This is a genomic window from Phenylobacterium sp. FG114, assembly GCF_057809855.1.
The window spans coordinates 139,856-164,652 of sequence record NZ_JBMDKU010000008.1 but is presented as its reverse complement, the minus strand read 5'-3'; the positions used below and the strand labels follow the sequence as shown (position 1 = coordinate 164,652).

19 protein-coding genes are annotated in these 24,797 nt (G+C 71.1%); 10 read left to right on the top strand and 9 right to left on the bottom strand.

What is annotated here, in order from left to right; all coding sequences use genetic code 11:
* Positions 1-14: 14 nt before the first annotated feature.
* Entirely contained in the window at positions 15-2,780 is a 2,766-nt protein-coding gene (locus ACODSY_RS15475; protein ID WP_488952661.1) for a CHAT domain-containing protein, read from the bottom strand.
* Positions 2,781-2,964: 184 nt separating this feature from the next.
* On the opposite strand from ACODSY_RS15475, the gene ACODSY_RS15470 reads away from it, so the two are divergent.
* Positions 2,965-4,128 (top strand): S1C family serine protease, encoded by a 1,164-nt coding sequence (locus ACODSY_RS15470; protein WP_488952660.1) that lies wholly within the window; start codon positions 2,965-2,967, stop codon positions 4,126-4,128.
* A 54-nt stretch (positions 4,129-4,182) separates the two neighbouring features.
* Here ACODSY_RS15470 and ACODSY_RS15465 read toward each other — a convergent pair whose 3' ends face one another.
* On the bottom strand, positions 4,183-5,118 hold the full coding sequence (locus ACODSY_RS15465; protein WP_488952659.1) for a DUF808 domain-containing protein: 936 nt from the start codon (positions 5,116-5,118) through the stop codon (positions 4,183-4,185).
* Between the two features lie 122 nt (positions 5,119-5,240).
* Between ACODSY_RS15465 and ACODSY_RS15460 the strand changes: the two genes are divergently transcribed.
* Positions 5,241-7,043, top strand: coding sequence for a DUF885 domain-containing protein (locus ACODSY_RS15460; protein ID WP_488952658.1), 1,803 nt, complete (start codon positions 5,241-5,243; stop codon positions 7,041-7,043).
* Between the two features lie 3 nt (positions 7,044-7,046).
* Here ACODSY_RS15460 and ACODSY_RS15455 read toward each other — a convergent pair whose 3' ends face one another.
* Entirely contained in the window at positions 7,047-10,184 is a 3,138-nt protein-coding gene (locus ACODSY_RS15455; RefSeq protein ID WP_488952657.1) for a hypothetical protein, read from the bottom strand.
* Between the two features lie 321 nt (positions 10,185-10,505).
* Here ACODSY_RS15455 and ACODSY_RS15450 point away from each other — a divergent pair, with 321 nt between their 5' ends.
* Entirely contained in the window at positions 10,506-12,149 is a 1,644-nt protein-coding gene (locus ACODSY_RS15450) for an alkaline phosphatase family protein (protein WP_488952656.1), read from the top strand.
* Between the two features lie 7 nt (positions 12,150-12,156).
* Here ACODSY_RS15450 and ACODSY_RS15445 read toward each other — a convergent pair whose 3' ends face one another.
* Both ACODSY_RS15445 and ACODSY_RS15440 read right to left on the bottom strand, forming a co-directional pair.
* Positions 12,157-13,476 (bottom strand): sensor histidine kinase, encoded by a 1,320-nt coding sequence (locus tag ACODSY_RS15445; protein WP_488952655.1) that lies wholly within the window; start codon positions 13,474-13,476, stop codon positions 12,157-12,159.
* Positions 13,466-14,005, bottom strand: a complete 540-nt coding sequence (locus tag ACODSY_RS15440; protein WP_488952654.1) for a response regulator transcription factor — start codon at positions 14,003-14,005, stop codon at positions 13,466-13,468. The genes ACODSY_RS15445 and ACODSY_RS15440 overlap by 11 nt, the downstream gene beginning before the upstream one ends.
* A gap of 198 nt (positions 14,006-14,203) precedes the next feature.
* Between ACODSY_RS15440 and ACODSY_RS15435 the strand changes: the two genes are divergently transcribed.
* Genes ACODSY_RS15435 through ACODSY_RS15425 form a run of 3 tightly spaced genes read left to right on the top strand, consistent with a single transcriptional unit; the run spans position 14,204 to position 18,646 of the window.
* Positions 14,204-15,472 carry an efflux RND transporter periplasmic adaptor subunit gene (locus ACODSY_RS15435; RefSeq protein WP_488952653.1) on the top strand — a complete coding sequence of 423 codons (1,269 nt, stop codon included), beginning with the start codon at positions 14,204-14,206 and terminating at the stop codon, positions 15,470-15,472.
* Positions 15,473-15,484: 12 nt separating this feature from the next.
* A complete protein-coding gene (locus tag ACODSY_RS15430) occupies positions 15,485-16,165 on the top strand; it encodes an ABC transporter ATP-binding protein (protein WP_488952652.1) in 681 nt (226 codons plus the stop codon).
* A 15-nt stretch (positions 16,166-16,180) separates the two neighbouring features.
* A complete protein-coding gene (locus ACODSY_RS15425; protein ID WP_488952651.1) occupies positions 16,181-18,646 on the top strand; it encodes an ABC transporter permease in 2,466 nt (821 codons plus the stop codon).
* A 63-nt stretch (positions 18,647-18,709) separates the two neighbouring features.
* On the opposite strand, the gene rpoH is transcribed toward ACODSY_RS15425, so the two are convergent.
* Complete coding sequence (rpoH, locus tag ACODSY_RS15420) at positions 18,710-19,597, bottom strand: RNA polymerase sigma factor RpoH (protein ID WP_488952650.1); 888 nt, start codon at positions 19,595-19,597, stop codon at positions 18,710-18,712.
* 304 nt (positions 19,598-19,901) lie between these two features.
* On the opposite strand from rpoH, the gene ACODSY_RS15415 reads away from it, so the two are divergent.
* Both ACODSY_RS15415 and ACODSY_RS15410 read left to right on the top strand, forming a co-directional pair.
* Positions 19,902-20,384, top strand: a complete 483-nt coding sequence (locus tag ACODSY_RS15415) for a VOC family protein (protein WP_488952649.1) — start codon at positions 19,902-19,904, stop codon at positions 20,382-20,384.
* A gap of 46 nt (positions 20,385-20,430) precedes the next feature.
* Positions 20,431-21,162, top strand: a complete 732-nt coding sequence (locus tag ACODSY_RS15410; protein ID WP_488952648.1) for a CPBP family intramembrane glutamic endopeptidase — start codon at positions 20,431-20,433, stop codon at positions 21,160-21,162.
* Here ACODSY_RS15410 and ACODSY_RS15405 read toward each other — a convergent pair.
* Together ACODSY_RS15405 and ACODSY_RS15400 are read right to left on the bottom strand one after the other, a co-directional pair.
* Entirely contained in the window at positions 21,157-22,143 is a 987-nt protein-coding gene (locus tag ACODSY_RS15405) for an RluA family pseudouridine synthase (protein WP_488952647.1), read from the bottom strand. The two genes, ACODSY_RS15410 and ACODSY_RS15405, sit on opposite strands and share 6 nt — an antisense overlap.
* Positions 22,143-23,036, bottom strand: coding sequence for a helix-turn-helix domain-containing protein (locus tag ACODSY_RS15400; protein WP_488952646.1), 894 nt, complete (start codon positions 23,034-23,036; stop codon positions 22,143-22,145). The genes ACODSY_RS15405 and ACODSY_RS15400 overlap by 1 nt, the downstream gene beginning before the upstream one ends.
* 163 nt (positions 23,037-23,199) lie before the next feature.
* Between ACODSY_RS15400 and ACODSY_RS15395 the strand changes: the two genes are divergently transcribed.
* Both ACODSY_RS15395 and ACODSY_RS15390 read left to right on the top strand, forming a co-directional pair.
* A complete protein-coding gene (locus ACODSY_RS15395) occupies positions 23,200-23,601 on the top strand; it encodes a hypothetical protein (RefSeq protein WP_488952645.1) in 402 nt (133 codons plus the stop codon).
* A 59-nt stretch (positions 23,602-23,660) separates the two neighbouring features.
* Positions 23,661-24,440: an ADYC domain-containing protein gene (locus ACODSY_RS15390; RefSeq protein WP_488952644.1), complete on the top strand. Its 780-nt coding sequence runs from the start codon at positions 23,661-23,663 to the stop codon at positions 24,438-24,440.
* 9 nt (positions 24,441-24,449) lie between these two features.
* On the opposite strand, the gene ACODSY_RS15385 is transcribed toward ACODSY_RS15390, so the two are convergent.
* Positions 24,450-24,767, bottom strand: coding sequence for a ferritin family protein (locus ACODSY_RS15385; RefSeq protein ID WP_488952643.1), 318 nt, complete (start codon positions 24,765-24,767; stop codon positions 24,450-24,452).
* Positions 24,768-24,797 lie beyond the last annotated feature (30 nt).

The window sequence follows — 24,797 nt, the reverse complement described above, 5'->3', positions numbered from 1 at the left end:
AAGCGGCGTCTGGCCTACCCCCCGTCCCCCAACACGATGAACGGCGCCCAGAAGCGGGGGTGCAGGTAGGGGCCGCTGGGCGGAGCGGCCAGGAAGGCGCGCTGGGCCTCGGCGAGGGCCACCGCGGGCGGGCGGTCGCGCAGGCGCGTGAAGGTGTCGGAGACCACGGCCTTGCCGGTCTCGGAGTTGACCGGCCAGAGCGTGCCTAGGGTCGCGGGCACGCCGGCGACGGCGAAGGCCGAGGCCAGGGCCGGCAGCTCCCGGGCCATCTGGGCCAGGTCGAAGTTGGCCGTGTTGCAGGCCGACAGCGCCACGAACCGGGCGGCCAGCGAGAAGTCCGCGATCTCCGAGGCGGTGAGCAGGCCGTCGTCCGTCGGGTCGGCCATGGCGACCGGCGTCAGCACCAGGGCAGGCTCGGAGAGGCCCTGCAGGTCGTCACGGATCAGGCCGTGGGTCGCGAAAGAGAGGTAGCGGTAGCCGTGGGCGAGCTCACCGCGGACATTGTGCTCGGTCGCGTCACCCTGCAGGAGCAGCCGCGGCGCGCGGAAGCCCCGGGCCGAGATCCGCAGCTCCTCGGCGGTGTCGGGCAACGGCGCGAGTTCGGCGATCTCCTCGCCGCGCACGCCCCGCAGCAAGGCCTTGCCGCGCACCTGACCGTCGAGGGTCCGGCCTGTGAGGACCGGGTCGCCCACGCCCAGGAAGTCTGGCGCGGCGCCGGCCTCGGGCGGGCGGCCGCGGGTGGCGACGACCATGGCGGCCGAGCCCGGATAGCTGATGGCGTGGCGCTTCACGAGCCAGTCGGCCCGGGAAAGGTCCCAGCCCTCGCCGAGGCGGGGCGGCGGCGCCGGCAGCAGCGCCGCGAGCGGAACCGAGAAGTCTGCGACCGGAGCCAGCCACACGATCCGGTCGCCCGGCCTCAGGCAGCCTTCGAACGGGCGGATCAGGTCGTCGTAGAGGCGGACGGCCGTCTCGACCGGAAACTGCGCGTCGGCGTCCTCGTCGGGGGCATGGGTGGCTGTCAGGGCGACGTTCAGCAGCCGGACGTCGAGGACCAGGCGCGACAGCTCTGTGTTGCGGCGGAAGCGCAAGGTGGCGTCGCGGCGTACGCACATATAGTCCAGGCCGCCCACGGTGAGCGACACGCTGAGCGCCGTCTCGTCTGGAGCCAGCGCCGCCTGGAAGCGCTTCAGGGCCACCACATTGGCGCCGGACATGGGCGCGCCGGCCCGGATGGCCGCCCGCTCCGCCCCGTCGACGCCGTCGGCGATGGCGAGGAAGTCCTTCAGGGCGGCGGGCTCGAACCGCGCTGCGCCGGCGCCGGGCGGCCGGGAGACGACCGCCTGAATAGTGGCCCGCTCGACGCGATCGCGGCCCGCACGCAGCCGCAGCGCCTGGTGGATCGTCTCGCGTTCGGCGGTGGTCTTCGCCTGGCCCAGCGCCGTCAGCGCGTCGGAGTCGAAGGAGGGGCCGAAGCGCGAGCTCAGCTGTAGGAGGCCGAAGGCGAGGTCGCCCCGGTCCGCGCCGTCCGCATCGGCGCCGCTGAGCGCCAGGGCCAGCAGCACCTTGTCGATCGGGCTGGGTCGGTACCAGGCGCCCGGCGTGGCCGCCACCGACGCCACCGCCTCGTCGCGGGTCTGGCGCGCGAATTCGGCGAGCACGCGGCCGCGCTCGGGCCCCGAGGGCATCAGCATCAGGCGGCCGAAGTTCCGGAAGACGGCGATCTCGCGCTGTGTCGCCGCATCGCTGGCCAGGTCGTCCGGCGTCGCGGTCAGGGCGGTGAGCGCCACGGGATCCGCCTTGCGCTCCACCGCCGCCGTCAGCGCCCGCGCCGCGAGATAGGCCACCTCGTCCCGGCTCTCGGGCGTGCGGCCGGGCTGGTTGTAGAAGCGGCCCATCGGATGGGTGTCGATGGCGCGCCGCGCCGTCGTCACGTCGCCCTGCGGCGCGGCGATCGCCGCCTGCAGGCGCAGCGTCGTGCCCAGCAGCCAGTCGCGGGTCGTCTCGTCGAGCTCCATCGCCTGCAGGACCGGCGCGGCCTGGGCCAGCATCCGCGCCGCGCCCTTGAGGTCGCCCACATCGCCCAGCAGGCTCGCGGCCGTGACCGCGAACAGTCCGGCGTCCACGCTCCGGGGCGGCAGGGTGTCGCCCACGAACCCGCCAGTGGCGGTCATCAGGCCGTAGGCCCGCTCGGTCTGGCCCAGCTCCGCCAGCAATGCGATGGCCTGGGCCAGGTGCTGGGCCACCGCCCGGCGGCTGGCCCCCAGGTCCTGCAGCGAGGCCGTCAGCGCGAGCGACCGGTCCAGGAACTCCAGGGCCAAGGCGGGCTTGCCCTGGGCCATCGCCACCTTGGCGCCCAGCACTTGGCGACGGAGATACAGCTCGACCCCCGCGGGGTTCTCCGTCTGCCACGGCGCCCAGTCGAAGATCGTGGCGGTGACCTCCGGGCGGTCCAGCGCCAGGCGATAGGCGTCGAAATAGTAGCCGGCGTCCCGCGCCAGCTCGGCCCTGACGACGGGAGTCACATCGTCGGCCGGCTTCGCCGCGGCCACGTATCGCTCCGCATAGGCGATGACGCAGTCGTCGGCATAGCTGGCGATGCAGACATCCAGCAGCGCGCCCAGCACCCGCTTCTGCGCCGGGGGCGTGCGGGCGTCGGGACCGTCGGCGAGGCGGATCAGCGCGCCGCGCGCCTGGATCGCGCGCCCGTCATCGTAGAGCTGCCGGGCGGCCGCGATCCGCGCCTCCACGGTCTGCGCCCGCGCGGCGAACGGCGCCGCCACAATCAAGCTTGTGAGCCACAACCATGCCGCTAGGCTCCGCCGAAGCGAACGCGAGCGCGTCAGGCGAAAGTGGATACCGGTTTCGCCGGACAGACGCGCTCCAAAGCAACGAGATCGAGCCCGTTCATCGGGTTCAGATGAACCCATCTGAACCCGACAGGCTCTTGTGCGGGGGGTTTTGGCCATGAAGTGGCTCCGAGTCGGCGCGGCGTGCATGGCCCTGTCGGCGGCATCATACGCAAGCGCAGCGCCACCGGAAGCTGTGCTGGGGCAGCCGCTGGGCCAGGCTTCGGGCGCGCCGTCCGGCAAGGCGGCGCCCAGGGTGCGATTCGGCGCCGGGGCCGCGCGGGCCTACGACAAGGCCCTGTCCGGCCTCGCGCCCGAGGGCCGTTCGCTGACCCGCGGCGCCAAGGAGACCCAGGTCTATCAGGCGGCCTCGCCGTCGGTGGTGTTGATCGTCACCAAGGATGCGCTGGGCTCGGGCGTGCTGGTCAGCGCCGACGGCAAGATCGTCACCAACTTCCACGTGGTGGGCGACTACGCCGAGGTGGGCGTGGTGTTCAAACCCAAGGTCGAGGGCGCCGAGATCGTCGAGGCTGACCTGAAGATGGCCAAGGTGATCCGTCGCGACGAGGTGGCCGACCTCGCGTTGCTCCAGGTGTCCGAGGTCCCCGCCCAGGCGAAGCCGCTGAAGATGGCGGCGACCCAGACAGTGCAGGTGGGCGCCGACGTCCACGCCATCGGCCATCCCAAAGGGCAGTCCTGGACCTACACGCGCGGCATCGTCAGCCAGATCCGCCGCGACTACGCCTGGGACACTGAAAGCGGCCTGCAGCACAAGGCGACGGTCATCCAGACCCAGACGCCGATCAATCCCGGCAATTCGGGCGGCCCGCTGATCGACGACAGCCTGCAGGTGATCGGCATCAACAGCTTCAAGGGCCCTGGCGAAGGAATGAACTACGCCGTCTCGGCCGAGGACGTGAACGCCTTCCTGGCGCGCAAAGAGGACCGGATCACGAAGGTCGCCCAGCGGTCGACCTGCGAGTCCAAGACCCTGGCGGAGGAGGCGACGACCAAGCCCAAGGGCGTCCGCTACACGGTCGACGAGGACTGCGACGGCAAGCAGGACTACGAGGTGATGGAGCCCGACGACAAGCGCGAGGCCCTGACCTTCTACTACGACGACGACGGCGACGGCCGCATCGACGCCCTGATCCTCGACGCCGACCGGGACGGCAATCCCGACGTCGCGATCTACGACACCGACGGCGACGGCAAGCCCGACCTGCGCGGCGAATATCGCAACGGCGAGGCCGACCCGTACCGGTACGTGCGGATCAAGTAGAAGAGCTCGGCGCCTCTTCTCACCCGTAGGGGGAGGAGAGGAGGAAGGACCGCCCTAAGCCGCCTTCCGCTTCGGGATCAGGTGGAGGACGCCGACGATCAGGCCGCCCCAGACCAGGCCCACCGCCGCAGAGGCCACGGCGAAGGCCAGCCAGCTGGTCACCGCCCCGACGGCCGGGACCTGGCCGGCCCAGTGCGTCAGGGCCTCCACCGCCGGATGCACGCCCGGCACATGGAAGTGCTCCAGCCCGTGGACGATGATGCCGCCCCCGACCCAGAGCATGGCGGCGGTTCCCACCTTGGTGAGCAGGTCGAGAATGACCGGCATCGCCTTCACCAGGCCGCGGCCCAGCGCCTGGGAGCCGCGGTTGCTGCGCCCGCACAGGTGCAGGCCGATGTCGTCCATCTTCACGATCAGGGCCACGACGCCATAGACGCCGGCGGTGATGCCGACGCTGACGATCGCCAGCGCCGCGGCCTGCAGCGCCAGCGGCTGGCTGGTGACGTCGTTCAGGGCGATGGCCATGATCTCGGCCGATAGGATCATGTCGGTGCGGATGGCGCCCGAGACCTTCTGCTTCTCCAGCTCCGCCGAGCTCAGCGCCAGCTCTTCCGGTTCGTCGGCGCCGTCGTGATGGAGAAGCGCCCCGACGATCTTCTCCGCGGCCTCGTAGCAGAGGAACGAGGCCCCCAGCATGAGAAGGGGCGTCACCGCCCAGGGGGCGAAGGCGCTCAGCAAAAGGGCGCCCGGGAGCAGGAACACGAACTTGTTGCGCAGCGACCCCAGTGCGATCTTGAAGACGATCGGCAGCTCGCGGTCGGGCGTGAATCCCACGGCGTAGCCCGGCGTCACCGCCGCGTCGTCGATCACCACGCCGGCCGCCTTGACGCCCGCCTTGCTCGCGGCGGCGCCGACATCGTCCACCGAGGCCGCCGCGAGCTTGGCGATCCCCGCGACGTCGTCCAGCAGCGCGACCAGCCCGGAAGCCATACGTGTATTCCCCGTGTCCAGGCTCCTGCCTAAGGGCCGCCGCGGCCGGCGTAAAGCGCGAGCGGCTGGCGGGCCGCGGCGAAGTTGGCTACGCCTCGGGCGCAATCGTCAGGAGTGTTCCCATGCGTCTGTCCCGCCGAGATTTCGGATTTGGCCTGGCCCTCGCCGCCGTCGCGACCGGCGCCTCCGCCGCGGACGCCGACCTCACCGCCTGGCTCGACGCCCAGTTCGAGCAGGAACTGCGGATGAGCCCCGAGCGGCTGACCCGCCTGGGCCGCAAGGAGCAGTACGACAAGCTCGACGACGAGAGCCAGGCCGCCGCTGACCGGGCCCTCGCCTGGCGCCGGAAGAGCGTCGCCGAGATGAAGGCGAGGTTCCCGGTCGACAAGCTGGGGGAGGACGCCCGCACCTCTTATGACATGTGGGTGCTGGCCCTCGAGCGCGCCGAGGCCGACCACAGGTGGCGCGGCCACGAGTACGTCCTGGCCCGCGGCGGCCGGCACACCCAGCTGCCGAACCTGCTGATCAACCAGCACCGCGTCGACACGCCCGCCGACATGGAGGCCTACATCGCCCGCGTCGCCGCCATCGGTCCGGCGCTGGATCAGACCCTGGCGCGCGCCCAGGCCTCGGCGGCGGCCGGCGTGCGCATGCCCCGCTTCGCCTACGTCCAGTCGATCGAGGAGGTCCGTCGCCTCACCACGGGCGCGCCGTTCGACACCGGCAAGGACTCGGCGCTCTACGCCGACGCGACGGCCAAGCTCGCCAAGCTGCGCGCGGCGGGCAAGATCGACGCGGCGACCGAAGGCCGGATGCTGGCCGCGGTGACCGCCGCCATGACCGGCCAGATGAAGCCCGCCTACGACCGGATCGGCGCCTGGCTCGCGGCCGACCAGGCCAACACGCCGGCGGAAGCCAAAGGCGCCGGCGCCTTGCCCGACGGCGCGGCCTACTACGCCGCCAAGCTGCGCGACGAGACCACCACCGACATGACCGCCGACCAGATCCACGAGCTGGGTCTCAGCGAGGTGAAGCGGATCCGCGGCGAGATGGAGACGCTGAAGGCCAAGATCGGCTTCGCGGGGTCACTCGAAGAGTTCTTCGTCTTCATGCGCACCGACAAGCGATTCTTCCTGCCCAACGACGACGCCGGCCGCGCCGAGTACCTGAAGCTCGCCGAGGGCTACCTCGCGGGTATGAAGGCCAAGCTGCCCACCGTGTTCGGCCGCCTGCCCAAGTCGGACCTGATCGTGAAGCGGGTCGAGAGCTTCCGGGAGGAGCCGGGCGGTGCGGCGCACTATTCCTCGGGCGCGCCCGACGGCTCGCGGCCGGGCATCTTCTACGTCCACCTGGCCGACACGGCCGCCACGCCCACCTTCGAGCTGGAGGGCACCGCCTACCACGAGGGCTGGCCCGGGCATCACATGCAGATCATGCTGGCCCAGGAGATGACCGGCCTGCCGAAGTTCCGCGGCCAGTACAACTACGGCGCCTATGTCGAGGGCTGGGGCCTCTACTCCGAGCTGCTGGCCAAGGAGATGGGCTTCTACCAGGACCCCTACAGCGACTTCGGCCGGCTGGGCCGCGAGATCTGGCGCGGCATCCGCCTGGTGGTCGACTCGGGCATCCACGCCAAGGGCTGGAGCGAGCAGCAGGCGCTCGACTTCTACCGCGCCAACTCCCCGCAGCCCGAAGGCAAGATCCGCTCCGAGATCCGCCGCTACTTCGTCACGCCGGGCCAGGCCACGTCGTACAAGGTCGGCATGGTGAAGATCCTGGCGCTGCGCACCCGCGCCCGCGAGGCCCTGGGTCCGAAGTTCGACATCCGCGGCTTCAACGACCTAGTCGTCGGCGCCGGCGCCCTCCCGCTCCCCGTCCTGGAAACCCGCGTCGACCGCTGGATCGCCGCGCAGAAGAAGGCGTGAGGCCTACTTCGACGCCGGTCCGCACATCGGGCGTCCGTCGCGCATGCGGGTCGCCTGGTCCGTGTAGGCGGCCCGGAAGAGACGCGCCCCGTCGGGGTTCGTCTCGTCCAGCTTGCGTGCGAAACCCTGCACGTCCCTTGGCTCCCAGCGCAGGGTGGGTTGGTTGGGCACGTAGCGTCGCGTTGCCTTCTCGAGCGCGATCAGCTTGGCGAGCGGGAAATCCCGCCCGAGCTGTCCGTCCAGCGCGGCGCGGGCGAGGCGCTGGGCGAGCACGAACTCCTCCAGCGGGCGGACGAAATCGCCATAACTCGGCCCGTTGAGCTCGGAGGCGACGAAGCCGGGCGTGCGCCGGACGACCTCCTGGCGCAGCGCCGTGAGTTCGCTCGCCGGGAACATGAAGGTGTAGGCCGTCGTCTCATCCACTTCGCCCGTGTCGCGGACATGAACCGCGAAGGTGGTGTGGGTGATGAAGTCCAGGTTCCCCAGTCCCTGCGCGGACCCCCTTAGCCACGCGAAGTCCGGGGTCAGCGACGCCTGGCGTTCGCGCACCTGGGAGGTGTGGTCCTCTGGGTACCAATAGCGGGCCGGCAGGCTGGGAGGGTTGGTGCAGAGGCAAGTGGCCAGGCGCGCCGTCGGGCCGGTCGCGCATCGGTCGGCGTGCCGGAGCAACACCTCGCTGCCCGGCGTGGCCCGCCCCAGACCCGCCATGAAGCTGTCGATCGAACTGCGCGTGGCCGGCGAGAAGCGCACCGGCTGCAGCTTGGCCTCCTTGGCATACTCGCGGAGCTTCTCGACCGGACACGAGGGCGCGCTCGACCCGACCTCCGCCATCTTCGCGACTTCGAGCCAGTCACCCATGGCCACGCGATCCATTGTGAGCTGCCCGATCCCGGGCCGCGAGAAGCTGAAGGTGTCGACGAGCCGATCCGCCGCCACCACCCGGCAGCCCAGCGGCGTGTCGGCCAGAGCGGGATGCAGCGACGTCTGGCGGCCGACGACGCGGCCGTCGCCGGCGATGATCGTGGTGGCGACCACGCGGCGGTCGGCGGCGTAGCGGACCCCCTGGTTCAGCACCCCGGCGTCGAAGCTGCCGATGGGCCGCCATGCGGCCGCGCCGCGCGCGTCGACGATGCGGAGCGAGACCGCCACGCGATGCGGCTGGTCCGCGCGGGCGGGCGCTGCGATCGACCAACGGATGTCATTGACGTCCAGCGCGCGTCCCGTCATCGGCCGCCCGACGATCACGCCGCGCGCGCGGAAGCTGCTGGAGGCCAGGTGGAAGCTCGAGGCGCGGGCGCGCGAGAAGCGCTCGCCGCCCGCACCGCCGCCGCCGCCGCCGCCTCCTCCTCCTCCTCCGCCACCAACCGGGGGCTCAGGCGGAATTGGCGCGTTGGCCGCGGGGAACAGGTCGTCGTAGCCGGCCGGCGTCCGGGGCGGGCGGCCGGGTCCGTCGTCGGCCGCGGCCATCATGTCGGACACTGCCGAAGCGGCCTGGATCTCCTTCGAGGTCGCTGCGGAGGGCCGCCAGACCTGCGCCTCGGGCGCGCGCAGCGACACCAGCATGTCGCGCGTCGACCGGCGCGACTCTAGGAACATCGCGCGCTCCACCTCGGGCAACGCCGCGTCACTGAGGGCCAGGGTCACGAACTGCTTCGTCTGGGCGTCGACCCAGGTCTGCACGGTCTTCTTGCCGAACTCCTTGCCGAGCTTCTGGGCCTGCTTGCCCAACTCGTCGTGCGGCTTGGCGTCGAGGTTGCTGAAAACCTCGTCGATGACCTTCTCCGTCAGCTTGCCCTGGGCGTCCGCCACCGACATCGGGGTCGCGTAGCGCGCCTCCAGCCGAGCGAGCAGGGTGTCTAGCCGGCGTGGGTCGCGCTCGGCGATCTGCTGGAGGACCGGCTCGATCTGACGGCGAATGTGCGCCTCGGCGTGGGACGCGCCAGGCCCGTCGCCGGCCGCCACGGCGTCGGCCGCCGCCTGCCGGACCGCGGCGTGCGGGGTCTCCGGATCGACCGTCTCGCCCAGAAGCGCCGCGCGGACGACGTCGGCTTGGTCGTGGCTTTGCAGCGCGGCGGCGTGCCCGGGGGGCGGCGCGATGAGGCCTCGGCGGATCATGTCGCGCATCACCCCGCGCGCCACGAGCTGCGAGGCGCGCTGGACGGCCGGCGAGGCGGCCGTCGGCGGGTCGTCCTCGTCCTTCTTCGCCGTGGGCGGCGCGGGCGGTAGGCGCGACATCATCCCGTCGAGCTGCCGCTGCGCCTGATCTTGGGCGGCGCTGACGCGCATGTTGTTGAGGCTGAGCCGCAGGCTGTTAGCCAAGGGTTCCGACGACCAGCCGAGCAGCGAGACGAACAACAGTCCGGTGATCACGCGGCCGAGTGGCTTGCGGACGATGCCGAGATCCTCGGCCAGCTTGCGGCTGGACAGGACGCGGGCAAAGCGCTGCCAGGGCGCACCGGACCCCACCGGCGCCTCCTCGGGCTTGCCCGCGAGTTCGGGGATGTCGATGCGCCGGCCGGCCCACGCGATGGCGAGGGACGACATGGCCTGCCCGAGCCGATCGCGCGCTGCGTCGAGCTGCCGCGCGTTTTCGGCCGTGGGCTCGCCCTGGGCGATGATCTGCGAGATCGCCGCGTCAACCGCGGCGACCTGCGGCGCGAGCGCCGGATCCTGGCGCGCCTCCTCGATCTGGCCGAGGTCGGCCTGCAGGCTCTGGAAGGTGGCGTTCGCCTCCTTCATCCAGACCTCGACGACCCGTTGCTTGGCTCTCCGGGCGGCGAACCAGAGGGCGATGGCGGCACCGATCAACCCCAGAATCGTCAGGGCGAGGCCATAGCCTTCGGAGATCGCCTTCAGCGCCCCGTACACCGAACTCGTCGCGCCGATCACCGCGCGGGGCCAATCGGCGTTCGCGCCGCCGATCCATCCGGCGACCTGGACGAAGGTGAGCGTCGCCGCGATGGCGATCGCGCCGAAGCCCACGAGGTCGCGGCTCTTCTCCAATACGACCAGCGATCCGGCGCGCGCCATCTTCGATTTCAGGTCAGCGGCGTTCCAACTGTTCTTCGTGAGCGGCACGAGCCAGAACCGCAGCAGCGCCCAGCCGGCCGCCAGGGCCAACAACAGACCGATCGGTGACATGCACCCCTCCCGTCGCGGCGTCTCTCCGCGTCTCGGGGTCCCGATCCCTAGCGATGCGAGCGGTTCCGGACCGCGATTCGCATCCGTCGCCGGGCCCCCACCCGCGCGTCGAGAACGATGTTCTGAATAGGCCTTATCGTACAGGTTGTTTCAATCTCTTATTCCGCGAAGGTCTGATTTTGTTCGCGCTAGGATCGCATGCTGGCCAAGCGCTCCAGCCGCCGGCGGCGGCGCCAAGAAAAGTTCACTGGCCTTTCGCCGGCTTTTCCCGTCGTTGCCCGGCGACAGCGGGCGACCGCGTTCCAGTGTACGGACGGCTTGATGAAGATCGCGGGTTTGCTGCTGGCCTTGGCGCTCGGCGTTTCGGGGGGCGCGGCGGCCCGGGCCGCGCCGCCGCCGAGGGATCCCAAGCTGGTGGTCGCCATCGCCATCGACCAGTACGCCTGGAGCCTGTTCGAGCGCTACCGGCCCACCTACACGGGCGGCCTGAAGCGCCTGGCCGACGGCCGCGTCTACCTGGGCTACCAGAGCCATGGCTCGACCGAGACCTGCCCCGGCCATTCGACCCTGCTGACCGGCGACCATCCCAGCCGCACGGGCATCGTCGCCAACACCTGGTACGACCGCGACAGCGGCTCCAGCGTCTACTGCGTGTCGGTGGACGGCGTGGCCGATCCGCTGGCGAAGGGGCCCGGGAACCTCAAGGTCGACACCTTGGGCGACTGGCTGCGCGCGAAACACCCCGACGCGCGGGTGACCTCAATCTCGGGCAAGGACCGCGCCGCGATCATGATGGCCGGCCACCATCCGACCAGCGTGTTCTGGTGGAACGACGGCCTGGGTTGGGGCACGTCGAAATACGCCGGTCCGGCCGACGCGGCGACGCTGGCCCCGGCCGTGGCGTTCAATCGCGAGCTCTTCGCCGCCTGGGACGAGGCGCCGCCCGACCTGTGGCCCGCAACCCTGCCCGAGCGTTGCGCGCCGCTGGCCAGGCCCCATACCTTCGGCCGCCTCGCCCTCACGGGCGAGGTCCCGCCGCAGACCGCCAAAGGAGTCACCCAGGGGCCGAAATGGCGCACCGGCGCCGCCTTCGCGCCCGAGTTCCGCGCCTCGCCGCTGATGGACCGCACCACCCTCGACATGGCGGCCGAGCTGGTCGCCGCCCAGGGCCTCGGCCGCCGCGCCCAGCCCGACCTGCTGGCCATCAGCCTCTCGGGCACCGACCACATCGGCCACCGCTACGGTTCGGGCGGCGCCGAGATGTGCGTGCAGCAGGCTTCGCTCGACGCGGCCCTCGGCGCGTTCTTCGCGAAGCTGGACGCCCTCGGCGTGCCCTATGTGGTCGCGCTCAGCGCCGACCACGGCGGCGTCGACGCGGCCGAGCGCCTCGGATCACCCGCCCGCCGGATCGACGCCGCCAAGCTGGTGGCCGGGCTCAACGCCGAGCTGCGGACCAGGTTTGGCTTCGGGTACGACCCGATCAACGGCGACGACGCCAACCAGCTCCTGCTGGGCCTGCCGCCCGAGGACAACAAGCGCCGCGACGAGGTGATGGCCGCCACCGTCGCCTGGCTGAAGGCCCAGCCCGACGTGGCCGACGTCTTCACCGCCGCCGAAGTCGCCGCCGCGGCCCCGCCCAAGGGCAAGCCCGCGGACAAGCTCACGGTGATCGAGCGCTTCGCCGAGAGCTTCGATGCGCCGCGCAACGGCGACATCCTGGTCAACTACGCCGAGTTCGCCTCGATGGGCATGCCGTCCCAGCTCGGCCAGAACGTCGCCGGCCACGGCTCGGCCTGGGACCACGACCGGCAGGTGCCGATCCTCTTCTGGTGGCCGGGCGCCGAGCCGGCCGACGGCGGCCCGGTCGAGACGGTGGACATCGCCCCCACCCTGGCCCCGTTCCTCCACATCGCCACGCCCGACGTGGACGGCCGCTGCATCGACCTCGGCCAGGGCTGCAGCTAGGGCCGCGTCAGGCCAGCGGCAGGTGGAGCCGGAACGTCACCCCGCCGCCCGGCCGCGAGGCGTGGTCCAGGCGGCCACCGTGGGCCAGGGCGATCTGACGGGCGAGGGTGAGCCCTACGCCGGACCCGCCCGCCTTGGTGGTGAAGAAGGGCACGAAGGCGGTCTCGGGGTCGCCCTCCGGCAGGCCCGGGCCGTTGTCCTCGACGATGAGCACCGCCTGGTCGTCCTCCATACGGCAGCCGAGCCGGACCGCGGCGCCGGGCCGGCCACGGACCGCTTCGAGCGCGTTCTTGAGCAGGTTGATGAGCGCCTGTTCCAGCAGGTCCGGGTCGGCGTGCAGGACAAGGCCCGCCGGCTCGACCACGCTGCGATAGTCCACGCCCGCCTCGGCGATGAGCGGCGCCAGCAGCCCGTCGAGGCTTCGCACGAGTTCCGTGGCGGGAAGCCGGGCCTTCTCGGCGCGGGGCAGGTCGGTCAGGCGCCGATAGCGCTCGACGAAGCTCATCAGGCCGCCGCTGCGCCGGGCGATCACCTCGATGGCCTCGGCCGCCTCTTCCGGCGCCACCGGCCCGGCGCGCAGGCGGGCCGCGAGGCTCTCCGAGATCGAGCAAACGGGCGTCAGCGAGTTCATCATCTCGTGGGCCAGCACGCGGACCAGATCCTGCCAGGCCTTCAGCTCCACGGCGTCGAGATCGCCCGCCAGGTTCTGCAGCGACACCAGGCGATAGGCGCGCGCGTCTGCAGTGAACAGGGCGACCTGGGCCAGGACGGCGCGGCCGTCCCGCAGGCGCAGGATCGCCCGCGCGCCGGGCGCCAGCTCCGTCAGCGTCTGGGCGGTCTCCGGCGATAGCGCCGGCACGCTGGCGATGGGGCCGGCCTCGGCGCCCAGCCCCTGGCGCGCGGCGCGGTTGGCGTTGACGATCAGGCCCGCGCCATCGGTCACCAGCAGGGCGGCGGCGACGTTGTCGGTGAGCGCCTCGAGGTGGTCGATGCGGCGCTGGCCCTCGGCGCGGCTGACGCCCAGCCGGCCGAGGGCGGCATCGATGGCCTGCGTCGCCTGCTGGAAGCCGGGGCGGGGGGCCGGGCGCTCGTGGCCCTCGGCTGTGAGCCCGTCGACGAACTGGGCGATGAGCCGGTCCGCGGCCCCGACGCTGCGGACCAGGTCGGCCAGCACGATCAGGATCAGCGCCGCCAGCACCACCGCCGTGGCGTAGTAGTGCGCGGCCACCGCCAGCGCCGCGCCGAACGCCGCGACGCCGATGAACGTCGCCCGGACCGCGACGCCCAACCCGAGGCGCAGCTCGCCCAGGCGGCCGCTAGAGGCCATGGCGTTCCATGCGGCGATAGAGGGCCGGCCGTGTCAGGCCCAGGACGGCGGCGGCGCGCGAGACGTTCCCCTCGTGCAGCGCCAGCGCCCGCTCGATGGCCCGGCGCTCCAGGGCGTCGAGGTTGAGCGGCGCCCCCGCCCGCCGCTCGGCGGTGAGCTCGGCCGCCGCCCGCATGGCCTGGGTGAGGGCCTCGTTGCGCCAGGGCTTCAGCACGAAGTCCACGGCGCCCCGCTTCAGCGCCTCCACCGCGAGGCTCACGCCGCCAAAGGTGGTCATCAGCACGACCGACAGCGCCGGGTCCGCGGCGCGCAGGCGCGCGAGGCTGTCGAAGCCCTCGGCCCCGTCGCGCGCGCCGACGGCGAAGTTCATGTCCAGCAGGACTGCGTCGCAGTTCGGCGCCTTGGCCTCGATGCCGTGCGGCGTGGCGGCCGACTGGACCTCGACGCCAGGCCCGCTCAGGGCCATGACCGCCGCCTTGAGCACGTCCGGGTCGTCGTCGACCACGAGATAGGTGAGGTTCCGCGCCACCCTGTCAGCCTAGGCCAGCCGACCGCGGCCGGCAAAGGTCAAGCCGTTCAAGGTCTTGCGCCCGCCGCGCGGCCGATAGCCGGGCTGTCGCTGTCCATTTCCGGACACCGCGACGGCCCCTTGGCCGGCGAAGGTCGACTAAATAACTGAAATCACGACGTTTCGCTGTTTCCCGACCGCGCCGGATACTGAAGCTGCATGACCCAGCTGATGGACACTCCCGTTGCACGGCCCACCTGGCGGAGGCCTCGCCTCCTCCTGGCGGCGGGCGCCGTGGCCGTCCTGGCCGGCGTCGTGCTCCTGGGCCTGGCCCTCGCCGGCGCGCGCTCCTCCCTGCGCACGCCGGCGGCAGGCGTGGTGATCGGAACGGTGGGCCCCGGCGTGTTCCACGACTTCGTCACCCTGCGGGCCAAGGTCGTCCCCCGCCAGGTCGTCTACCTTGGTGCGCTGGAAGGCGGCCAGGTCGCCGAGGTGTTGGCCCAGTCGGGCGACGTGGTCGCGGCCGGCCAGCCGATCGTGCGGTTCCGCAACACCCAGTTGGAGCTGGAGGTGCTGGACCGCGAGGGCCGGCTCTCGGAATCGATCACCCAGCTCCAGGCCTACGAGAAGCAGCTCGAGGACGCCCGGGCCGCCAACGAGAAGGCCGCCTATCAGATCGACTACGACGTGGTGCGGCTGGAGCGCGATGCGCGCCGGCTGGAGACCCTGCTGGCCCAGGGCTACGTCCCGCGCCAGAAGTACGAGGACACCCGCGACCAGCTCGCGCTGAACCGCAAGCTGCTGCCGCTCCAGGTCTCCACCAACCGCACCCAGGACGCGCTGCGCCGCCAACAGCTGCCGCAGCTCCGCGCCGAACTGGCGAACCTGCAGGAGAGCCTGAAGGTGGCGCGCGGCAAGCTGGACAGCCTGGTCCTGCGCGCGCCGGTGGGCGGCAAGCTGGCCGACATGCACCTGAACGTGGGCGAGATCCATGACCGCGGGGAACGCCTGGGGCAGATCGTGGCCGACGGGGGCTACAAGATCGAGGCGCGGGTCGACGAGTACTACCTGGACCGCGTCCGCGTCGGCCAGACCGGCGCGGTGGACGCCGACGGGCGCGCCTGGCCGTTGAAGGTGACCCGCGTCGACCCGCAGGTGAAGGACGCCACCTTCCTGGTCGAGCTCGCCTTCACGAGCGCCCAGCCGAAGAGCGTCGCGCCGGGCCAGGCGCTGGAGGGGCGGCTGACCTTGGGCGGAGACCGCCCCGGCCTGCTGCTGCCCGCGGGCGCCTTCCTGGAACGCACGGGCGGGGCCTGGGCCATGGTCGTTTCCGCCGACGGGCGCCGGGCCGACCGGCGGAGCATCCGGACCGGGCGGCGCAACGCCGACCAGGTGGAAGTGCTCGCGGGCCTCCGCGCCGGCGAGCGGGTGATCACATCGGACTACACCGGCTACGAGAAGGTCGAGCGGCTGGTGCTGACGAAATAGCAGGAGGGGCTCGTGCTGACGCTGACGGATATCTCCAAGGTCTACCGCACCGCCGAGGTGGAGACCCTCGCCCTGAACGGGGTGTCCCTGACCATCGACGCCGGCGAGTTCGTGGCGATCATGGGCCCGTCGGGCTGCGGGAAGTCGACGCTGATGAACGTGCTCGGGCTGTTGGACAGTCCCAGCACCGGGTCCTACGGCTTCTTCGGCGAGGAGGTGGCGAAGCTGCCCGAGACCCGCCTGACCCAGCTTCGCCGCGACAACATCGGCTTCGTCTTCCAGAGCTTCAACCTGATCGACGACCTGACCGTCGCCGAGAACGTCGAAGTCGCTCTCCTGTATCGCAGCGTCCCTGCCGCCGAACGCCGACGCCGCGTGACCGAGGCGCTGGAGCGCGTCGGCATCGCGCACCGTGCGCGCCACCGGCCGCAGCAGCTCTCGGGCGGCCAGCAGCAGCGCGTCGCCGTCGCCCGCGCCCTGGTGTCCGAACCGCGCTTGATCCTGGCCGACGAACCCACCGGCAACCTCGACACCGCCAACGGCGACGAGGTGATGCGCCTGCTGACCGAGGCCGCCGCCGCCGGCGTCACGGTGGTCATGGTCACCCACAGCCTCGTCCACGCCGCCGTCGCTCAGCGCACCATCAAGCTGCTGGACGGCCGGGTGGTCTCCGAAACCCTGCTGGCCGCCTGAGCCCCGGAGGGCCCGATGTTCCGCAACTACCTGGCGGCCGCGCTCCGCAACCTGGCGCGTAACAAGCTCTACGCCGGCGTCACCATCGCGGGCCTCGCCGTGGGCTTCGCCGCGGCCATGCTCATCGGGCTCTACGTCCGCGACGAGCTGACGTTCGATCGGTTCCTGCCGGACCACGAGCGCATCTACCTGATGACCTCGACCATCGAGATGCCGGGCGCCAAGCCCATCGAGACGAAGCTGTCGCAGATCAAGCTGGCCGAGCGGCTGCCGCTGGACTTTCCGGAAATCGAGCTGGCTGGCCGGCTGACCGGCGCCTACTTCCCGCCCACCGTGCGGCGCGGCGACATCGTGGCGGCGGAACAGAACCTCTACTACGCCGACGCCAATTTCTTCCGCATCCTGCGCTTCCCGGTGCTGTCGGGCGACCTGGAGCATGCGCTCGACGCGCCGGACAGCGTGGTGCTGACCCCCGGCGCGGCCCGCAAGTACTTCGGCCGCGAGGACATCGTCGGCCAGGTGCTGCTCATCGATCGCGAGCCGTTCCGGGTGACCGCGGTGCTGAAGGCGCTTCCGTCCAACACCCACATCACCGCCGAGATCTTCGCCTCGGCAGGATCGCCGCAAAGCCCGATCTCGCGTTTCGGCGACATCAACGGGCCGGTGGACACCACGCTCTCCACCTACGTCCGCCTGAAGCCGGGGGCCTCGCCCGAGGCGCTGCACCAGCGCATGGCGAGCTTCCTGGACCGCCGCTTCCCGCTCGATGCGCTGAACCGCACCGCGCGGACCAAGCGCGACACCCACTTCCTGCCGCTGACCCGCATCCACCTGTCGCCGAGCAACCAGGAGATATTCAACTCCAAGTCGGCCGTGGAACCGGCGATCCTGGGGGCTATCGCCGCCGTCGGCGCGCTGATCGTGGTGGTGGCGGCGATCAACTTCGTCACCCTGATGACCGCGCGCGCCGCGCGCCGCGCGGTCGAGGTGGGCGTACGCAAGGCGGCCGGCGCCAGCCGTCGTGACCTCATCGTCCAGTTCATGGGCGAGGCGCTGCTCTATGTGGCCGCCTCGGCGGTGCTGGCGCTCTCGCTGGCCGAGCTGCTGATGCCGGCGGTGAACGCCTTCCTGCAGCGCAAGATGACCTTCGACTACCTGCACGACCCCGGCCTCGGTCTCTCGGTGCTGGGCGCCATGGTCGTCATCGCCCTGCTGGCGGGCGCCTATCCGGCCCTGGTGCTCTCGGGCTTCCGGCCCGCGGCGGTGCTGAAGGGCGGCCCCGTCGCCTCGGCGGGCGGCGGCGGCGTCCGCCAAGCCCTGGTGATCGCCCAGTTCACGGTGCTGATCGTGCTGATCCTGGTCGCCATCACCATCGCCCGCCAGACGCTCTACGCGCTGAACGAGGGCATGCGGCTCGACAAGGGCCAGACCCTGTTCGTCTTCTCCCAGCCCTGTTCGGCCACCCTCCGCGACGAGCTGCGCCGGCTGCCCGGGGTCAAGGCCGCCGGCTGCGCCAGCGCCGAGGCCATGAACCTGTCCACCAGCCACGACGACGCCAGCGTGGAGGGTCGCAGGCTCAACATCTCGCGCGCGCCGATCGACTTCGGCTTCTTCGAGGTGTTCGGGATCAAGCCGGTGGCGGGCCGGCTGTTCGACGAGCGCCGCCCCGCCGATGCCGCGATGGACAATCCCGACAGCTACCAGCCGGTGATCCTCAACGAGACCGCGGTGCGCCGGCTGGGCTTCAAGTCGCCGCGGGAGGCCGTCGGCAAGACAATACTATGGCACGGCTTCTGGGATGAGACCCTGCGGCGGCCGGGGCCCGTGAACTGGCCGGCCAGACCGTCCGAGATCATCGGGGTGGTGCCCGACTTCACCCTGGGCTCGGTGCGCCAGCCCATCGAGCCGTTCCTCTACGGCGTGGGGCGCCTTGCGCCGCCCAGCTCGGTCTCGCTGGCGGTGAAGCTCGACGGCGCCCGGGTCCCGGAGACCCTGGCCGCCATGGATCGGATCTGGAAGCGGGTCGGCCAGGGGCGGCCGATGATGCGGTACTTCACCGACGTGTTCACGATGCGCCTCTACGTCGACACCCTGATCCAGGGCGTGACCGTGGCCATCGCCGGCGTCATCGCCCTGGTGGTCGCCGCCCTCGGCCTGTTCGCGCTCTCGGCCTACACCACGGAGCGGCGCACCAAGGAGATCGGCGTGCGCAAGGCCATGGGGGCCAGCTCGGGCGACATTCTCAAGCTCCTGCTCTGGCAGTTCGCCAAGCCGGTGCTGTGGGCCAACCTGATCGCCTGGCCGGTGGCGTGGCTGGTGCTGAACTGGTGGCTGTCCAGCTTCGCCTACCATGTCGGGGTGGCGCCCTGGACCTTCGCGGCCGCAGGCGCCGGGGCGCTGGCGATCGCGCTCGCCACCGTCCTGGTCCATGCGCTCAACGTGGCGAAGTCGAAGCCGGTGGCGGCGCTGCGCTACGAGTGAGGCGCGCACGAAAAAGGCGGCCGGGTCGCCCCGGCCGCCTCGTTCCGTCGAACTGTTCAGCGCTTACGCGTCGACCAGGTTCTTTTCCATCGCCGCCGCCCGCATGGACTTCTGCAGCTTCTCGAAGGCGCGGACCTCGATCTGGCGGACCCGCTCGCGGCTGACGCCGTATTCCGAGGCGAGCTCTTCCAGGGTCGTCGGCTCGTCCTTCAGCCGGCGCTCGGTCAGGATGTGGCGCTCACGGTCCGAAAGCTCCGTCATCGCGGCCTCGAGCAGGCTCATGCGGACGTTCATTTCCTGGTTGTCGGCCACCACGCTCTCTTGGCTGGGCGTGTCGTTGTCGACGAGCCAGTCCTGCCATTCGCTTTCCGAGTCGGCGCGCATCGGAGAGTTCAGCGAGGCGTCGCCGCCCGCCAGGCGCCGATTCATCGACACCACTTCCTCGTCCAACACGCCCAGCTTGGTGGCGATCTGGCTGACCTGGTCCGGCCGGAGGTCGCCCTCCTGCAGGGCCTCGATCTCGGACTTGGCCTTGCGCAGGTTGAAGAACAGCTTCTTCTGCGCGGCGGTCGTGCCCATCTTCACCAGCGACCAGGACCGCAGGATGTATTCCTGGATCGAGGCGCGGATCCACCACATGGCGTAGGTCGCCAGGCGGAAGCCCTTATCCGGGTCGAACTTCTTCACGGCCTGCATCAGGCCGACGTTGCCCTCGGAGATGACCTCGCCGATCGGCAGGCCATAGCCGCGGTAGCCCATGGCGATCTTCGCCACGAGGCGAAGGTGGCTGGTGACCATCTTGTGGGCGGCCTCGGCGTCCTGGTGCTCCTGCCAGCGCTTGGCCAGCATGAACTCCTCGTCCTTGGGCAGCATGGGGAACTTGCGAATTTCACTGAGGTACCGGCTGAGGCCGCCTTCCGGCGACATCACGGCGAGCGCGTTCACGGCCATTGAAAATCCCCTTACTCTCCGGGACTTCGAGCTGCCGCGCGGCTCCGCGCTTCGGCCTTTCGCCGCCCCCTCGATGCCTAGATAGGTATGCGGTGGCGCTTCCGAAAGGTCGCTGGGAGGACGGCTCGAATGTCCGACTTCTCTAGTAGGGCTTTCTACGCCCCGAGCGTGGCGCCAACAAGGCGCCGTTTCTCATACGTTCGATAGCTGGGCTGCATACGAAGGTTGCAACGGGCGTTGTCGGAAACCGGCTTCCGGCCACGTCCTTGGGCCAGGAAACCTGAAGCCCGGAGGTAATGTTCCCATGCCCAAGATCAGCCCGTTCCTGTGGTTCGACCATGACGCCGAGACGGCGGCGAACTTCTATGCGTCGGTGTTCCCGAACGCGCGGGTGAACCGCGTCACGCGCTACGGCGCAGGCGCGCCCGGCGGGGCCGAGCCCGGCAGTGTCATGACCGTCGAGTTCGAACTGGACGGCCTCAGCCTGATCGGCCTGAACGGCGGGCCGCACTTCAAGTTCAACGAAGCGGTCTCGCTTACCGTCGACTGCGCCGACCAGGCCGAGGTCGACCGCTACTGGGCCGCCCTGTCCGACGGCGGCGAGGAAGGTCCGTGCGGCTGGCTCAAGGACCGCTGGGGCCTGTCTTGGCAGATCAACCCACGCCGCCTGGGCGAGCTCATGGGTGACCCCGACCCCCGCCGCGCCAAGGCCGCCATGGACGCCATGCTGCAGCAGAAGAAGATCGTCATCGCCGAGATCGAGGCGGCCGTCGCCGCGGTCGGCTAGGCGGAAACACTGGCGCGATGGTCTGGCAGGCGGCAGCTTGGCCGTAATGCGCTTTGTGCTCCTCCTTCTGGGTCTCACCTTGCCTTTCTGGGCGCTGGGCGCGGTGGTCCAGGCCGAGCCGTTGCCGGGCCTGCCGCTCAGCGCCTTGATGGCCTTCATGCCCGCCGTCGCCGCGGGCGTCCTGGTGGCCCGGGCCGGGGGGCGCGCCGGTCTCGCCGCCTTCGTGGCCCGGTCGTTCGACGTAGGGAGGATGCGCGGCCACGTCGCGTGGGCGGCGCTGATCCTCCTGATCCCGGCCGCGGCGGGCGCGTCATGGCTGGTCCAGGGCCACGTCCCCGCGGCCGGCCCTCCGCCGTGGGTGCTGGCCGCCATGCTCGCCGCCTTCTTCCTCGCCGGGCTGGGGGAAGAACTGGGCTGGTCGGGCTATCTCCTCGAGCCCTTGGCCCGACAGCGCGGCGAACTGGGTGCGGCGCTCGTCATCGGCGTCATATGGGCCGCCTGGCACCTCGTGCCCTTCCTCCAGGCCGGCCGGGCGCCGCAATGGATCGCCTGGCACGTGGCCATGACCGTCGCGCTTCGGGTCGTGACCGTGCGCCTCTACTTCGGCTCGGGACGCAGCATCTTCGCCACGGCCCTGTTCCACGCCTTCTGCAACGTCGGCTTCTTCGCCCTGCCGATGTACGGCGGAACCTACGATCCCCGCTTCACGGCGATCATCGTCATCGCCGTCGCCGCACTGCTCTCGATCGCCGCCCGCGTGGCGACGCCAAGGTCATAGCTTCGCCAGCAGCGTCTCCAGCCGCGCCATGTCGGCGGGCAGCGGGCTCTCGAACCGCATCGCCTCGCCCGTCACCGGATGGACGAAGCCCAGCACCGCCGCGTGCAGCGCCTGGCGCTTCAGACCGGCCTCGGCGATCGCCTCCTTCACCGGTTGCGAGGGGCTCCCCGAGCCATAGACCGGATCGCCCAGGCACGGCGCGCCCTTGCTGGCCAGGTGCACGCGGATCTGGTGGGTGCGCCCGGTCTCAAGCCGGCAGGCGACGCGCGCGGCCAGCGGCTTGGCCTGCGGGCCGAACACCCGGGCCACGGTGTAGTGGGTCACCGCGTGACGGCCGCCGGTCTTCACCACCGCCATCTTCTTGCGGTCGGCGCTGGAACGGGCGATCGCCCCCTCGATGGTCCCGCGGATCGGCGACGGCGCGCCACGCGTCAGGGCGATGTACTCCCGGTCGATGTCGTGCGCGGCGAAGAGCGCCGACAGCCCTTGGTGCGCGGCGTCGGTCTTGGCCACCACCACCACGCCGGACGTCTCCTTGTCGATCCGGTGCACGATGCCCGGGCGCGCCACCCCGCCGATGCCCGACAACGTGTCGCCGCAGTGGTGCAGGAGGGCGTTGACCAGGGTGCCGCTCTCGCTGCCCGGCGCGGGGTGCATGGCCAGGCCCGGCGGCTTGTCGATGACGATCAGGTGCGCATCCTCGAACAGCACCACCAGCGGGATGTCCTCGGGCTGCGGCTCGGCGGGCGCGGCCGGCGGGATCTCCAGCCGGTAGTCGCCCGCCTGCGCCTTGGCCGAGCCGTCGGTGACCGGCGCCCCATCCCGGCTGACCCGCCCCTCGGCGATCAGCGCCTGCAGCCGCGCGCGGCTGAACTCGGGCAGGGCGGCGGCCAGCGCCTTGTCCACGCGCCCGCCGCCCTCGAGCGTCACCACGCGAAGGCCATAGGCGTCGTTGTCGTCCTCGTCCGCCTCGGAGGCCATCAGGCCGGGGCGGCCATGACGCCGCCTCCCAGGCTGCGGGCCAGGGTGGACATCATCAGCATCTCGCCCCCGGCGGCGGCCGCGGCCGGCCCGAAGTCGCGGACCAGGTGCTCGCGCACCTCCAGGCTGATTTCCTCCGGGTCCGGGAACGGCTTGCGGGTCTTCAGCTCCTCGAAATGTCGGTCCTCGGCCGCGCGGTCGCCGGTCAGGTCGCTCAGCCGCTCGAACACCACCGGGGTCGCGATGGGCGTGCGGTTGGAATCCATCAGGGTAGTCAGGCACAGGCCGTCCAGCCGCGTGGCGCGCGGCAGGGAGACGGTGTTCAGCACCATCATCAGCGGCGTGTGGCCCCAATGGTCCAGCACGATGGCGAACAGCTTGCCCTCCGCGGGCAACAGCCAGCCGTTGTAGAGCAGGCCCGCACAGCCGCCGCGGAACTCCATCAGCCCGCTGTCCGCGCGCCGGATCAGGCCATACAGGCAGATGAACCGCGTCGGCTTTCCGGGCGCCGGCTGGATCGAGCGCCAGAACCCTTCGTAGGGCGCCGTGCGCTGCGGGATGGTCTGGCGGGCGATGTCCAGCACCGGGGCGAACAGGGCGTCCAGCACGCTGGCGGGCTGCGCGACGAGGGGTGGCGCAGCCGGCTCCACGCCGAACAGCTGAGCCAGGGCCGGCAGGTCTCGGTCCCAATCCAGCAAAGTGAACCCCGGCTGACGCGAGGCGATGAGGTTGGTCAGGGCCTCAAGGTTCAGCGCCGACGGCGTCGCTGCACCCGACGCCCAGCGGCTGACCACCGACTTGTTCACTTCGAGCGCTGCGGCCAGGCGGCCCCGGCTCATCGACAGCGCCTTCAGGGCCAGGTCGAGCTTCTCGGCGAAAGGGGACACGGACACGCGGGGGATGATTTCACACGCGCCCGGAAAAGCAACGCTGCGAGCAACGGTTGCTCACGCCGGAGGCGACCGCAGCAACTCCCGGGCGAGCGCCGGCCTCACTAAACGCCCCGCCAACGTCAACGACGCCCGGCCCCCGCTGGGTCAGACAAGGAAGACCCAGATGAAGAAGACCACTTTCGCCCTCGCCGCGCTCGCGTTCGCCAGCCTGGCCGCGACCTCCGCCGCCGCGGGCGGATACAGCACGGCCTGCGGCGCCTGGCGTTGCGGCTTCAACGGCCTGACCCTCAACGGGATCACGCTGAACAGCGCCAAGCTCAACGGCATCAACTTCAACGGCCTCACGCTGAACGGCCCGGTGCTCCAGGGCACGACGCTCAACGGTACGGCCCTGAACGGCCCCGTGCTGCAGGGCATCAACCTCAACGGCATGCGCATGAACGGCGTGGCCGACAAGGCCGTGCAGCCGCAGATCGTCGCCTGCGAGGGCAAGGCCACCCAGCCCTGCAAGCCCGGCGTGACCGCGATCACCCTGCCGTCCGGCCAGCGCCTGACCGTCGACTGACCAACGCCGCCGCCCGCCTCTCCGGGCGGGCGGCGCGCCCTGCCTGGAGCCTCCCCCCAATGCGCCGTCTCTTCCTGGCCCTCGTCGCCGCCTTCGCCGCCACCGCCGCCCAAGCCGCGCGTTTCGACGTGGAAGGCACGCACTTCGTCGTGGACGCCGGTCAGGGCCAGCGCCTGACGTCGAAGGATCTCGTCGGCGCCGTGCTCGACATCTCCGACGGCGTCGGCGGGGTGACCCGGGTCCGGATCGACGCGGTCGAGGCGGCGCGGGAGCGAGCCGACGTCCTGCTGCACACCTTCAGCGTCATCGACCCGGCCACCGGGGCCGCCTCGCCCCTCTGCGACGCCGACGCCTACGGCCGCCGGTCCGGCTTTCCCGTCCGCGGCCGCTGGGACGGTCGCCGCTTCGTCCCCGACGAGCACGCGTGGTTCCTGACGTGCGCCTCGGGCTCGCAGGGCAAGTGCGTGCTGTGGGGCTACGATCCCTGGGGCCGCGCGCCCGACGGCCGCCCATTGGCGCCGCTCTACCAGGCCTGCCAGCAGATGGTCCGCGCCGACTACGAGGGGAAGGGCGAGCCCCACACGCGCAACGGCACGCTCATCGACACCGCCGACGTCGCGGGGATCCAGACCCACGCCACCTCGGCCGACCCTGCCTTCGGGTTCGAAGCGGGGTGGGGCGTCGACGGCGCGGTCTGCGTCGCGCGCACCCGCATCCCGGCGCTTCTCACCCGCGAGACCTTGATGACCGCCGCGCCGCGCCTGGACGGAACCTGCGACGAGGCCGCGGCCCGCGCCCGCGGCGCCCTGCTCTTCACCCGGATACGCGCGCAGCCCTGAGCGCGACGCCTAGAGCCCGTGCTTCTCGCTGGCCTCTTCTTCGTGGCCGGCGATGGAGCCTTCGGTGAACAGATATTCCTTGAGCTGCTCGCCGACCTCGGCGTCGTTGCGGCGCATCCACTCCAGCACCATCGCCGCGTGCTCCAGCTCCTCGCGCGCGTTGTGCAGCAGGATCTTCTTCAGCTCCGGATCCTCGGTATCGTCGGCGCGCTGCCGGTACCAGTCGACCGCCTCGAACTCCTCCATCAGCGACGTGATCGCATAGTGCATGTCGAGGGTCTTGCGGCTGAGCTTTTCGCGGGCGACGTGAAGGACTTCGCTGGACATCGACTGTCATGCTCCTGTGGTATGGCGGCG